This is a genomic window from Enterobacter sp. ZOR0014, assembly GCF_000798855.1.
Classification (GTDB): domain Bacteria; phylum Pseudomonadota; class Gammaproteobacteria; order Enterobacterales; family Enterobacteriaceae; genus Enterobacter; species Enterobacter kobei.
On sequence record NZ_JTLF01000253.1, the window covers coordinates 1 to 13388 of the forward strand.

The 13388-nt window shown below is 52.2% G+C and carries 13 protein-coding genes; 2 read left to right on the forward strand and 11 right to left on the reverse strand.

Annotated features, from left to right (window positions below):
- Positions 1–739: EAL and HDOD domain-containing protein (locus tag L977_RS13270; protein ID WP_047625944.1), on the forward strand; the 739-nt coding region annotated here is incomplete at its 5' end.
- 47 nt (positions 740–786) lie between these two features.
- Here L977_RS13270 and potD read toward each other — a convergent pair.
- The 4 genes from potD to potA are packed head-to-tail and all read right to left on the reverse strand — an operon-like array spanning position 787 to position 4595.
- A complete protein-coding gene (gene potD / locus L977_RS13275; protein ID WP_047343565.1) occupies positions 787–1821 on the reverse strand; it encodes a spermidine/putrescine ABC transporter substrate-binding protein PotD in 1035 nt (344 codons plus the stop codon).
- Positions 1818–2609 (reverse strand): spermidine/putrescine ABC transporter permease PotC, encoded by a 792-nt coding sequence (gene potC / locus L977_RS13280; RefSeq protein WP_014883413.1) that lies wholly within the window; start codon positions 2607–2609, stop codon positions 1818–1820. The genes potD and potC overlap by 4 nt, the downstream gene beginning before the upstream one ends.
- A complete protein-coding gene (gene potB, locus L977_RS13285) occupies positions 2606–3463 on the reverse strand; it encodes a spermidine/putrescine ABC transporter permease PotB (RefSeq protein ID WP_047027471.1) in 858 nt (285 codons plus the stop codon). Before potB ends, potC begins: the two co-directional genes overlap by 4 nt.
- A complete protein-coding gene (gene potA, locus L977_RS13290; RefSeq protein WP_198923270.1) occupies positions 3447–4595 on the reverse strand; it encodes a spermidine/putrescine ABC transporter ATP-binding protein PotA in 1149 nt (382 codons plus the stop codon). Before potA ends, potB begins: the two co-directional genes overlap by 17 nt.
- 237 nt (positions 4596–4832) lie before the next feature.
- On the opposite strand from potA, the gene pepT reads away from it, so the two are divergent.
- Positions 4833–6056 carry a peptidase T gene (pepT, locus tag L977_RS13295; protein ID WP_014883416.1) on the forward strand — a complete coding sequence of 408 codons (1224 nt, stop codon included), beginning with the start codon at positions 4833–4835 and terminating at the stop codon, positions 6054–6056.
- A gap of 89 nt (positions 6057–6145) precedes the next feature.
- Here pepT and L977_RS13300 read toward each other — a convergent pair whose 3' ends face one another.
- The 7 genes from L977_RS13300 to L977_RS13330 form a co-directional block, all read right to left on the reverse strand.
- Positions 6146–7267 (reverse strand): ribosomal protein uL16 3-hydroxylase, encoded by a 1122-nt coding sequence (locus tag L977_RS13300; protein WP_047625945.1) that lies wholly within the window; start codon positions 7265–7267, stop codon positions 6146–6148.
- A gap of 91 nt (positions 7268–7358) precedes the next feature.
- A complete protein-coding gene (phoQ, locus tag L977_RS13305) occupies positions 7359–8822 on the reverse strand; it encodes a two-component system sensor histidine kinase PhoQ (RefSeq protein ID WP_014883419.1) in 1464 nt (487 codons plus the stop codon).
- Entirely contained in the window at positions 8823–9494 is a 672-nt protein-coding gene (gene phoP / locus L977_RS13310) for a two-component system response regulator PhoP (RefSeq protein ID WP_014883420.1), read from the reverse strand.
- Between the two features lie 73 nt (positions 9495–9567).
- The gene (locus L977_RS13315) at positions 9568–10854 is read right to left on the reverse strand and encodes a site-specific integrase (RefSeq protein WP_047625946.1); all 1287 of its coding nucleotides are present in this window, start codon (positions 10852–10854) and stop codon (positions 9568–9570) included.
- The gene (xisR, locus tag L977_RS13320; protein ID WP_023343778.1) at positions 10854–11069 is read right to left on the reverse strand and encodes an excisionase family protein; all 216 of its coding nucleotides are present in this window, start codon (positions 11067–11069) and stop codon (positions 10854–10856) included. The genes L977_RS13315 and xisR overlap by 1 nt, the downstream gene beginning before the upstream one ends.
- A gap of 61 nt (positions 11070–11130) precedes the next feature.
- Positions 11131–11370 carry a DUF4060 family protein gene (locus L977_RS13325; RefSeq protein ID WP_047625947.1) on the reverse strand — a complete coding sequence of 80 codons (240 nt, stop codon included), beginning with the start codon at positions 11368–11370 and terminating at the stop codon, positions 11131–11133.
- The gene (locus L977_RS13330) at positions 11357–13261 is read right to left on the reverse strand and encodes a hypothetical protein (protein WP_047625948.1); all 1905 of its coding nucleotides are present in this window, start codon (positions 13259–13261) and stop codon (positions 11357–11359) included. Before L977_RS13330 ends, L977_RS13325 begins: the two co-directional genes overlap by 14 nt.
- Positions 13262–13388: the final 127 nt, after the last annotated feature.

Here is a 13388-nt window from a genome sequence, read left to right on the forward strand (position 1 = left end):
TGAAAAAATTGAGACTAAAGAGGAATTTATTCGATTCAGAGATGAAGGATTTTCTCTGTTTCAGGGTTATTTTTTCTGCCGTCCGGAGATGATTAAATATAAACGTTTATCGCAAAATCAGCTTGCGATTTTCCGCCTGCAAATGGAAATCGGACGTAATAAACCTGATTATCGCATTATCGAATCGCTGATAAAAAGTGATCTCACCCTCTCCTGGAAAATTATGCGCTACATGAAGCACACGGCATTTAAACATGTTGGTGCCTGTAATTTCAGCAAGTTAACCCTGAGTGAGGTACTCCGCTATCTTGGGGAGAATCAGCTGAGACGGTTCGTTGCCGTCGTGGTCCTGGCGAGTGCGGACAATGACACCGTCAGCGAGCTTTATCCGTTGAGCATGATGCGTGGGAAATTCTGCGAATTGATCGCAGAGGCGATAAACGAACCGACGCTGGCTGAAAATGCTTTTCTGTGCGGCCTGTTCTCGCTGCTGGATACTCTCCTTGAACTGCCGATGACCGAGTTGATGAAGCAGATTGCGGTGCCGCAGAGCGTGAGCAACGCACTGTGCCATCAGGAGGGGCAGCTAGCTGATATGATCGCACTCTGTCGTTACTACGAGCAGCAGCAGTGGGAGGAGGCGACAAGACTGAGTCACGCACTGGGGCTGTCGGATGATGATGTGGTCGAGGCGATGAGAAGGGCGACGATTTGGGCTGGCGAGAATGCGGCCAGTTAATGCTTCCTCACGCCGTTAGCACGGCGTGAGGAATCGCGCGATGCCGTTTATCGGCCCGCTTTTAGCTTCTGGTAATACTCTTCGTAGATGCGGCTGGCGTCACCAACGTCATTCTGCCATTCCCCTTTGCTGATGGTGTCGGCATCCGGATAGAGTGACTTATCGTTAGCCACTTCAGGCTTCAGCAGCTTGCGTGCCGCCAGGTTCGGTGTCGGGTAGCCAATCGTCTCGGCAACCTGTTTCGCCACGTCCGGGCGCAGCAGGAAGTTAATCAGCTTCAGCGCACCCTCCACGTTTTTGGCATTGGCAGGGATCGCGAGGCTATCCATCCAGAAGATCCCGCCTTCTTTCGGCCACACTACCTCCAGCGGCGTACCGGCCTGACGGGCAACATACGCGGAGCCGTTCCACACCATGCCCAGATTCACTTCGCCTTCCATATACGGGTTTGCCGGGTTATCAGAGTTAAATGCCGCCACGTTAGGCATCAGCTTTTTCAGCTCGTTATAGGCCGCTTCAATCTCTTTTAGGTCCGTCGTATTGCCGGAGTAGCCGAGCTTACGCAGCGCTACCTGGAACACTTCGCGCGCGTCGTCGGTTAACAGCAGGCTGCCTTTGTATTCCGGTTTCCACAGATCGGCCCAGCTTGTAACGGTTTTCGGATCGATAGCCTCGCTGTTGACACCAATTGCGGTTGCGCCCCAGATGTAAGGAATGGAGTAGTCGTTATTCGGGTCAAACGGCTTGTTGAGCATCTCCGGATCGAGATTGTTGAAGTGAGTGAGCTTCGTTTTATCGATCTTCTGAATCATGCCCTCTTTGCGCATTTTGTCGACAAAGTAGGTAGACGGCACCACCAGATCATATGCGCCGTCCTTGTAGGTTTTGAGCTTGGCATACATGGTTTCATTCGACTCGTAGGTCGAGTAGATGACCTTGATGCCCGTCTCTTTCGTAAACTGTTCCAGCAGGCCCGGTGGCACATACTCGGTCCAGTTATAGAAGTAGAGCGTTTTACCGTCATCAGCGTGCGCGGCACCCATGCCAAGTACCAGTGCCGCAGCGGCGAGCATTTTTTTCATTTCATTGTCCCCTGAGATTTTGTTTTATCACGAGCAATAATCTGGCTGGCAATCACCAGAACCAGCGAAAACACCAACAGAATGGTCGCCAGCGCGTTCACTTCAGGTGAGACGCCGACTTTGACCATCGAATAGATCTTCAGTGGCAGGATTTCGTAACTCGGCCCGGTCACGAACGAAGAAACAACCACGTCATCCATCGACAGCGTAAAGCTGAGTAGCCATCCTGCGGCTACCGCGGGCATCGCAAGCGGCAGAATGATTTTGCGCAGGATGGTCATCTCGCTGGCCCCCAGATCTTTCGCCGCCTCAAGCATACGCACGTCAAACCCTTTCAGACGTGCAAAGACGGTAACCACCACAAACGGCAGGCAGAAGGTGATGTGGGAAAACAGCAGCGACCAGAAGCCAAGCTGAATGCCCAGCAGCATAAACAGCACCAGCAGCGAAATCGCCATCACGATATCCGGCGACATCATTACCACAAACAGCATGCCGCTGACGAACGGCTTACCGCGAAAGCGATAGCGGTACAATGCCACCGCGGTGAGGGAACCGATCAGCGTGGCGAAGGTGGCGGAGAAAATCGCCATCGTCAGCGAGTGCTGAGCGGCCTGCAACAGACTGTCATTATTCATAAGCAGGCTGTACCAGTTGGTGGTAAAGCCCTGCCAGTTGATGCCGAAGCGTGAACTGTTAAACGAATTCACGATCAAAATGATAATCGGAATATAAAGGTAAGCGTAAATGGCGGTCATAAAACCGCCGCGAAGCAGTCGACCGATCATTCGAGTTCCACCTTCTTATTCAGCAACCGTGAGGCGCGCCAGTAGACCAGCAGCATCAGCCCCATTACCACCGTCAGCGTAATGCTGGTCGCGGATCCGAACGGCCAGTCGCGGATGTTCAGGAACTGGCTCTTGATCACGTTACCAATCAGCAGGTTTTTTGCCCCGCCCATGAGATCTGAAACGTAGAACAGCCCCATTGCCGGGAGCATCACCAGCAGACAACCGGCGATAATGCCGGGCATGGTCAGTGGAATGATAATGCGGATAAAGGTTTGCAGCTTGTTAGCACCCAGATCTTTTGCCGCTTCCAGCAGCGGTTTATCGAGCTTCTCGATGCTGGAGTAGAGCGGCATCACCATAAACGGCAGCAGAATATAGACAAGGCCAATAACCACCGCACCCGGAGTAAACATGATGCGTACAGGGGTATCAATCACCCCCAGCCACAGCAGAAACGCGTTGAGGTAGCCTTTGGTGCTCAGGAAGATTTTTAACCCGTAGATGCGAATCAGCGAGTTGGTCCAGAACGGCACAATCAACAGAAACAGCAACAGCGGGCGCACCTTTTGTGGCAGCCCGGCCAGGAACCATGCGAAAGGATACCCCAGTAGCAGGCAGGCGACGGTAGCAATCAGCGCCATATTCAGCGAGTGCAGAAGCACGTCAAAATAGAGCGGGTCGAGAAGGCGCGCGTAGTTATCCAGCGTAAAGACCAGCTTAACGAAGTGGGCATCGTCGCGTGTCAGAAAGCTGGTGGCGATGATCATCAGGTTGGGTAAAAAGACAAATAACACAAGCCAACCGACGATAGTGGTAATCACCACCTTCTGGAATTTACTTGTGTTCTTCATCAGCCAGTACAACCTCCCAGCTTTCTACCCAGTTGATAACCATTTTCTGGTCGAGAGAGTGGTCGAAGTCAGGATCGTCCTCGTTAAAGAATTCGCTGACCATTACCATTTTGCCATTTTCCAGTTCGACGACGGACTCCAGCGTCATCCCTTTGTAATTGCGCTCGCGGATATAGCCGATAAGCCCTTCGGCTTCGGTATTACCGTGAATTTCATCGACACGCAGATCTTCAGGACGCAGCAGGACGTTGAGTTTTTGTCCCTTCTCGACGGCGAAGTTCACGGTGATATTGCATTCACGTCCTTCCACGTTCGCGCGCACGCGCCGATCGTCCAGACGTTCAATCACCGTGGCATTAAAGATATTGATTTCGCCAATGAAGCTGGCAACAAACAGGTTTTTCGGCTCTTCGTAAATTTCACGCGGCGTGCCGTCCTGCTCTATTTTGCCATCGCGCATCACCACAATACGGTCTGACATGGTCAGCGCCTCTTCCTGGTCGTGGGTGACGAAGACAAAGGTGATGCCAAGCTTACGCTGTAGCGCCTTCAGCTCGTTCTGCATCTGCTTGCGCAGTTTGTAGTCCAGCGCGGAAAGCGACTCATCTAACAGAAGCAGGCGCGGTTTATTGACCACGGCGCGGGCAATGGCCACGCGTTGCTGCTGACCGCCGGAGAGCTGGTGGGGTTTTCGCTGAGCAAACTCGTCCAGCTGCACCATCCGCAGGGCTTCCGTGACGCGCGGGGGGATCTCGCTGGCCGGCGTTTTTTGCATCCGCAGGCCAAACGCCACGTTCTCAAACACGGTCATGTGAGGGAACAGGGCATAGCTCTGAAAGACGGTATTGACGTGGCGATCTTCGGCAGGAACCTGGGTTATGTCCTGGTTCTCAAGATGGATGTGGCCATTATCGACGCTTTCCAGCCCGGCGATAAGGCGCAGTACGGTTGTCTTGCCGCAGCCGGAGGGGCCAAGCAGCGTAAGAAACTCGCCGTCATTGATGGTCAGATTGAGGTCGGAAATGACCTCTTTGCCATCAAAACTTTTACGAATTCGTTCAAGTTGCACCAGCGGTGAACGAGAACGGGGTTGTGTATTCAATTTTTGCACTGTCCCATATAGACGCCTCAGGCAGCAGGCCGAAGCGGGGTTTGTGTGTAACCACCTTGGTGACTCGTAATGAGGGCGGACATTCTACGGCAAACCTCGGGAATCGCCAATCCTTGTCACTGATTCATAAGCTACATTTACTAACGCAGAACGATATAAACGGAAAATATTCTCGTTTGCGGGATAAAAGTGACCTGACGCAATATTTGCGTTTTGATGCTTATTGATAATGTTGTCACAAAAAGTGAGGGTGACTGCATGGATAAATTACTTGAGCGTTTTTTACAGTACGTTTCGCTGGATACCCAATCTAAACCGGGTGTCCGCCAGGTGCCAAGCACCGAAGGCCAGTGGAAGTTATTAAACCTGCTTAAAGAGCAGCTCGACGCCATGGGGCTGGTTAACGTCACGTTAAGCGAAAAGGGCACTGTGATGGGCACGCTGCCGGCGAATGTCCCGGGTGATATCCCGGCGATTGGCTTTATCTCCCATGTCGACACCTCTCCGGATTTTAGCGGTAAACATGTGAACCCGCAGATTGTTGAAAACTACCGCGGCGGTGATATTGCGCTGGGCATTGGCGATGAAGTGCTCTCTCCCGTGATGTTCCCGGTCCTGCACCAGCTGCTCGGTCAGACGCTCATCACCACCGACGGGAAAACGCTGCTGGGCGCAGATGATAAGGCGGGGATCGCGGAGATCATGACGGCGCTGGCGGTGCTGAAAGGCAAAAACATTCCGCACGGGGATATCCGGGTTGCTTTCACGCCGGACGAAGAGGTGGGGAAAGGCGCGAAACATTTCGATGTGGAGGCTTTTAACGCGCAGTGGGCCTACACCGTCGATGGCGGTGGCGTGGGCGAGCTGGAGTATGAAAACTTTAACGCCGCTTCGGTCACCATTAAAATTGTCGGGAACAACGTTCACCCCGGCTCAGCCAAAGGGGTGATGGTGAATGCGCTGTCGCTGGCGTCGCGTATTCATGCTGAAGTCCCGGCGCAAGAGAGCCCGGAGATGACAGACGGGTATGAAGGTTTCTATCACCTGACCAGCATTAAGGGCACCGTGGATAGCGCCCAGATGCACTACATCGTGCGCGATTTTGACCGTAAAGCCTTTGAAGCGCGCAAGCGTAAGATGATGGAGATCGCCAAAAAGGTAGGCAAAGGGCTGCATCCTGACTGCTACATTGAACTCATCATCGAAGACAGCTATTACAATATGCGTGAGAAGGTGATGGCGCATCCGCACATAATTGATATCGCCCGGCAGGCAATGCGCGACTGCGATATTGAACCGATCTTAAAACCGATTCGTGGCGGTACCGACGGTTCGCAGCTGTCATTTATGGGATTGCCGTGCCCGAACCTGTTTACCGGTGGCTACAACTACCACGGCAAGCATGAGTTTGTGACGCTGGAAGGAATGGAAAAAGCGGTGAAGGTGATTGTGCGCATAGCGGAGTTAACCGCGAAGCGGTGAGACATTGCCCGGTGGCGCTGCGCTTACCGGGCCTACGATCGGAATGTAGGCCGGGTAAGGCGAAGCCGCCACCCGGCACATCTCAAGACTCAATCCTCAAAAAACCAATACCCGCTGTTAACCAGCGCGGCCAGCATGGCGAGGAATGAGGGATCTTCCAGCGCATTGCCAAAGGTTTCAGCAGTCAGAACCATATGGCTGGCAATCGCTTCCAGTGCAGGACGATGCGGGGAATCCAGCTTCTCGCCATTGACGAAGACCTCTTCACCGATCCGGAGCACGCGCAACCCGCCCAGACGAACCAGCTTGTCGCCCTGCTGAAGGGCATCATAAATCTCGTCAGCCTGATAAGGCGGCTCCGGAGGCGCCACGTCCAGCTCGTGGCGGGACTGGCTAATAAACTCGCCAAACCACTGTCTGAAATGTTCCGGCTCGTTGATCAGATCCAGCATCATACCGCGCAGCTTGTCCAGCTCTGCTGGCAGAATATCTGCCGGATGTTCGCGCGCAGGCACATCCGGATCGCTGTAGCGATAGCTGCCCAGCTCGCGTTGCAGAACATAGTCGGCAAAGCCGCTGATCATCTCGCGACCGCTCGGTGCGCGGAACCCAACCGAGTAGTTGAGCGAGTTTTCCAGGGAGTAACCCTCATGCGGGAACCCAGGCGGAATGTAGAGAATATCGCCTGGCTCCAGCTCTTCATCAATAATCCCTTCGAACGGATCCACCTGAAGCAGGTCCGGATGCGGACAGTGCTGTTTCATCGGCACTTTCTCGCCCACGCGCCAGCGGCGGCGACCCGTACCCTGAATAATAAACACGTCGTACTGGTCCAGGTGCGGACCCACGCCGCCACCCGGAACGGAGAAGGAGATCATCAGATCGTCCATCCGCCAGTCGGGCAGGGCGCGGAACGGGCGCATTAGCGCGGCAGTGGGTTCGTGCCAGTGGTTGACGGCCTGCACCAGCAGGGACCAGTTGTTTTCTCCGAGATGATCATAGCTTTCGAAAGGACCGTGACTGACCTGCCATTTCCCGTCCTGGTGACTGACCAGGCGGCTGTCGACTTCGTTTTCCATGGCCAGACCGGCCAGTTCGTCAGGCGAGATAGGGTCGACAAAGTTGCTGAACCCACGTTTCAGAACCACCGGGCGTTTTTGCCAGTAACGTTCAATAAACTCGGGCCAGTTAAGCGTTAAGTGATAATCCATATTTTTTTATTCCGCAGGTTCTTACTGACACGGATTATAACGGAAGCTCAGCCCCCCGGCTGCGAGATCCTCGCATTTTTCACATAACGGGTTAACTATCGTTCGATGTGGGCTGCTGGCGACCAAAAATCACTTCCATTCTGGCGCCGCCCAGCAAACTTTCGCTGGTTTCAATTTTTCCATCGTACTGGTCGACAATTTCACGTGCGACGGCTAACCCCACCCCCTGGCCGGGGCGCAGCGTATCGGCGCGCTGGCCGCGATCGAACACCACATCACGTTTATTGCGCGGGATCCCCGGGCCATCATCTTCAACGATAATATGTAACTCGTTATCCGTCTGACGCGCAGACACTTCAACAAACTCCAGGCAGTATTTACAGGCGTTATCCAGCAGGTTGCCCATGACTTCCATGAAGTCATTCTTTTCGCCGACAAAGCTTATCTCAGGCGAGATATCGAGGCTGATGTTGACCCCTTTACGCTGGTACACCTTGTTGAGGGCGGACGTAAGATTATCCAGCAGCGGTGCCACCGGGTGCAGCTCGCGGCTCAGAAGCGCGCTGCCGGAACGCATACTGGCGCGGTGCAGGTAATAGCCAATTTGCTGTGAGATTCGACTGATCTGCTCCAGCATCACCGGCTCGGCATCATCAACGCTCAGCTTTGAACTGCGCATTGAACGCAGGGTACTTTGCATCACGGCCAGCGGTGTTTTCAGGCTGTGAGTGAGGTCAGTCAGGGTTGTACGGTACTTATCATAGCGTTCGCGTTCACTTTTCAGCAGGCGATTGAGATTACGTACCAGACTTGTCAGCTCACGGGTGGTTTCCGGATTGAGTTTTTCGCGATGGTGTTCCTCAAGCTCGCGCACCTCTCGCGCCAGGGATTCAATGGGGCGCAAGCTCCACCACGCCGCCACCCAAAGCAGCGGGATTACCAGCAGCAGGTTAGCGGCCAGAACATAAACGAACCAGCTCCAGACCCTGTAGGAGCGCTTGAGCTCGACAGGAATGGTGTCGATCACCACAATGGTCAACTGCGGCATGTTCATCGTCGCCGGGTAGATATTAATCGCCACGGAGTGCGTCATCTCCGTTTCGGCATCATCCTCGCGGATTTCATTGAGTTTCTGCTGCATAGAGCGATCTTCGCGAATCAGCGAGCTGGTGGTGTTAAGATCGGCTTCTATCTCATGAAAACCATTGGTTTTAAGCCACTCCGGACGAATGCTTTTAACCAGCCACGGGATATCTCTTTGCGCCCACAGCAACTTCCCTTTTTCGTTGTAAATCAGGGCTAAAGTAGGGCTCTGTTGATTCAGGTTCTCGGGCATTTCAACGCTGATACGGTTGTTTTCCCATTTCGCCAGAGTGTAAAACAGATTACTTTCGCCACGTAACAGTCGAAAAGTCGTTTTATCGAAGCTGACGCTGTAACCCACCAGGGCGACCATACCGTAGGAGAGCGACAGCACCAGCACCACTGCGGCCGTTGCCAGCAAAAAACGAACCCGCAGTGAGAGGGGCAGAATATGGCGCAAAATCTGTCTCATTTAGCGTAATTCAAACAGGTAGCCCTGGCCGCGGACGGTCGTGATCACATCCTGCGGGTACTGCGCCTGAATTTTCTTACGCAAACGCCCCATCAGCACATCAATAGTATGGCTCTCGCGCAGCTCCGCGTCCGGGTAGAGCTGGAGCATTAAGGAATCTTTGCTCACAACCTTGCCACTGTTACGAATCAGCGTTTCCATGATGGTGTATTCGAATGCAGTCAGCTTGATCACTTCATTGTTAATCGAGAGCTCGCGTCGGGAGAGATCCACCTGGAAAGGCGGAATGGAGATAACCTGTGAAGCCAGCCCGCTGTTGCGGCGTAATAGCGCCTGCATGCGCGCAGCCACTTCTTCAATATGGAACGGCTTGGTGACGTAATCATCCGCACCGGCGCTGAGCACTTCAACTTTGTCCTGCCAGCCTTCGCGGGCGGTCAGAACCAGCACCGGGAGAGAAACATCATGGCTGCGCCAGCGACGAATTAACGACAGACCGTCTTCATCAGGCAAGCCTAAATCGACAATGGCGATATCCGGCAGATGTTCATTGAGATAATAATCGGCTTCTTTTGCATCTTCAGCATCGTCCACCTGATGTCCCATCTCCTGAAGCTGAACCTTCAGGTGGTGGCGTAGCAATGCGTTATCCTCAACAACCAGTACGCGCATCATCTTTTCTCCCAGAATATGTAGTACGAATAGTTTAACGCTGATTATCTAGTTTGAAACCAGCGTCATGAAATTAAATGACTTTTTTAATGCTACCAAGGCCTTGGGGGCGTCTTGGGGGCATTGCAGTCGGCATCTGATTATTGAGCATATTGACCTGATCCTGGTTCATATCTCCGATCCACTTCGAGTAAACCTCGTACACCATACGCGCATCCTCATGGCCCATCTGGCTGGCGATAAAGGAAGGGTTAGCACCGGCCATTAGCGTCCAGCAGGCGTATGTGTGTCGGGACTGATAGGGATTTCTTTCACGTATCCCGGATAGTTTAGTGCCCCGGTTCCACCCATACGAAATCGAGTTCTTTGAAAAATATCGGTTCTTGCCTGACGTGCACCTCTCAGGAGAAAAAACGAAACGTAGATTTTGCGTTTCGGTTTTGCCAAGTTCCCGATGATGGAAGATGATTTGCTGCCTGGGACTATTGCCGGTAATTTCGTACTGCTCCTTCAACGCATCAAGGGCAGGCTTCAGCAGAGTGATCGTTCTTATCCCGGCATCAGTTTTAGGCGGCACAAACAACCCTTTATTCGTCAGGTTTCTGGATACGTGAATTTCACCTTTTTTCAGGTCAATATCCTCCCATGCCAGAGCACAAACCTCACCTGGCCTCATTCCTGTATGGACAGACACAATAATGATTAAAACCCACTTGCGAGGGAGGAGAGCAATTAACGCATGATACTCATGAAGTAAAAGCGGATCAGGATCTGCCTTTGATAGCTTGAGCCTCGATACTCCCTCATAAGGAGCGTGTAATATAAACTGGCTTCTGTTCGCAAGCTTCAGCATTTCTGATAAAACAGCCATCTGTTTATTGACTGTTGAAGGCGCGCGACCTTTTTTGCTCCGATTGGGCATCGAAGGATTAACAACCTCCCCAGTCAGTAGCTCTTTGCGGTAATTCAGAACATCAGCATGCTGAATATCAACCAGACGAGTGTTCTCGCCCACAACACGCTTAAGGGTATTAACCACAGAGACAATGGAATGCAATGTAGCTTCTGAGACCTCCAGCGCCTTAGTATCTATAAAAAATTCACATAGATCGTTGAACGTGCCGATTCGTTTAGTTGATGAGAATTTTTTAAGAGCCTTTGATTCAGGGAAGCGCGCCGCGTAATCGAACTGGCCGAACTGGATCTCACTCACGATGACGGCGCGAAGGTTTCCCGCCTTCTTGATGTTGCTGCTGTTAACCACCCAGCCACGGAGAACTTCGCGGCAGCGAATGCCGCGATAGATAAACGTGATCCTGATTTTTCCGTTATGAAGCTCAACGCCAGTTGGAAAGTTCATCATGCTTCCTGAATAAATCTATTAATCAGCGGAAAGTTGTACCAGACCAAAGCGCGTTTGCTTTCTCCACCGGGTACCGCGGGTACTCGCTTAAAATGAACCCCTTCAATCCAGCTTCCGAGGCGATAAGCTTTTATTTGCCTGTCATCCAGCCCCGTTTTCTCAGTTAGCCTTCCCGCCACCATCCACTCTTCATCAAAAATGATTTGCGCCATGCTTAACTCCATGACGCCGCCACGATACCGCAGCGGCAGATAGTAAATTGATTGTCAAAAATCACCGACCAAGCCCGGGGAGGCATTGCAGATGTCTGGCTCTGGTCATTGCCGTGGCCACATAGCTTCGTGGCCTGTTAACAACCTCGACCGTAATTTTTTTCCCTTGGATCTTGATGGTGTAAAAAGTCTGTTTGTCGCTGCGGCCATGCTCGCCATATTTCTCAAAATGGCATTTAAGTGCGGCGGCGCATGCTGGCCCGCCGATACGGTCCCCCTTGCTACGGTTAATCAGACGCACAGGAGTCTTCCAGATGGTTGATCACGCTACGGGCAAGGCCGGATGCCATAGCCGGTAATTCCTCGTACTGATTGCAATATGCCGGGTTGGAACATAAGCCCTGCAGCGCTGCGATCGTTAGCTGTTGCAGGTATGAGGGTGACGTCCACCGATCGTGTTCCTCAGGTTCTGGGGCAGCCGCCTTTTGAGGTTTTGCTTTGACAGCTGGTGGAGCGAGCACTACCGGTTTCGGTACTTCAGGGCGCCGGTATTCCACAATCGCATTAAGCGCTATTTTCTGACGAACGCTGATATCGTCAGACCACTGTTCAAGAATCGTAGTAGCAACGTCTTGTACTTCTTCATCACTGAAATAAGGCGACAGAGAGAATTCAGTTGTGGTGATATCTGCAATCAGTAACGGGAAAATATGCTCGATGTTTTTACCCGTGGTGGCGGTGAGAGTTTCGATATCATCCTGGTCACCAATGTTTGTGCGCCCGGACATCAGCTCGTTTAATGCATGGGCGATTTCAATCTCGCGATCATTAAGCGCGGGAGGCACTTCCTGTTTTTCGACTTCATTTGAGGAGGTGGTGTTTATCAGGGCATCAACTGAGAAGACTCCGCCGCCCAGATTCTCCACCCGCGGCTGATCACCAACCTGCTTTTCAGGTGTGGGGGCCTGAGCGAATGCCTCGTTGAGTTCTTTGTCGAGTTGCGCTGCTTTTCCAGGGCAAACTGATGGTGGCAAAGTTTCGCCAGATACAGTCGGTTTGGCTTCATCATTTTCGATTTCCTCAGGGTTAGCGTGCTGTTTTGGGCGGCAAGCCTTATCAACCGTTTTCTGATCAGGGTGCGCGTGGTCAGATTCAACCAACTCGCGATTGATGTACTCACGCAAGGCGACGGGATCCATCCAGAGGTCTTCCTGAGCAGATTTAATCAGGGCGATAATGGCTGCGCGAGAATAGTCCAGAATGCCTGGGGTGCCGCGCAGCTTTTTCCACCAGGCTGTGAAGCGGGTGTCCTGCTCAGCTTCGGCCATGGCCTTAGCGGGAATGAAAAACTTGTTTGGAATTGAGTAAATATCGATTTCGTCGAAGGTACTTAGAATCGCAACAGCAACCTCTATCTTGAGCGTAGAGAGGTTGTGTACCAGATCCGGGCTTCGGTCTGTCTTATTTCCCCCGCCCAAAGTGGAGCCAGTGTCTGTGAGGTTTTCTTCGGTGGTAGTACGAACAGTTTGAGGACGCTTATCTATCGGGGTATCGATCCATTTAGCGATCTGCTTTTTGATATCCGGCCACTGTGCAGAATCTTTTGTGTTCTCAAGTACCCATGCGAGCAGCTGCTCCTGCCGTTCCGGCGCCAGCGCCAGCGCGCGGGTCTCTTTCGCCAGTGCCTCTGCCAGTTCTCGGGTAAAGCTACCAGCATCATCGTTAATCAGGTCTACGATCTGGCCGTACTGCGCCGTAGTGATTCCAGGGACCGGTCCGAACAGTGCCAGACAAGCTGCTCGCGATGCCAGATCGAGCTGCGCAACGGTTTTAATTTCTTCCTGTGCCTTGTTGTCCTCCCAGTCTGCTTTTTCATCGGTTTCTGGCTGTGGCGCCGCAGCTGGCTCACCTGCGTTCACATTCCATATAGCAACGGTATCGAAAAATTCAGGTGAGAAAACATCAAGCTCAGGGCAGGGGAAACCTTCTCGGTGTTCCCAGATTTTCACTTTGAAGAAATCATCAATGTGTTCCGGGTGTTCAGCTGCCAGCTTGCCAAAAATAACGGCTTCAGCTCTAGCTTTTGTGGTCGCATTAACAGCAGTGGCAAGGGGTTTTAAATCCGGATATTTTTTTAATGCTTTATCTTTAGGGAAATAAGCACCGCCGAAAACTTTTAATTCAACAGACATGATTACCTCTATAATTTTAGGAGAATGAACTTTAGCGATGTTGTTTTCGAATAACGCGCTTTACATTTTTTAACGCGTTACGCCTTTCTCTATTTTCATTGCATTGCTCACATAAATAAATCATGCG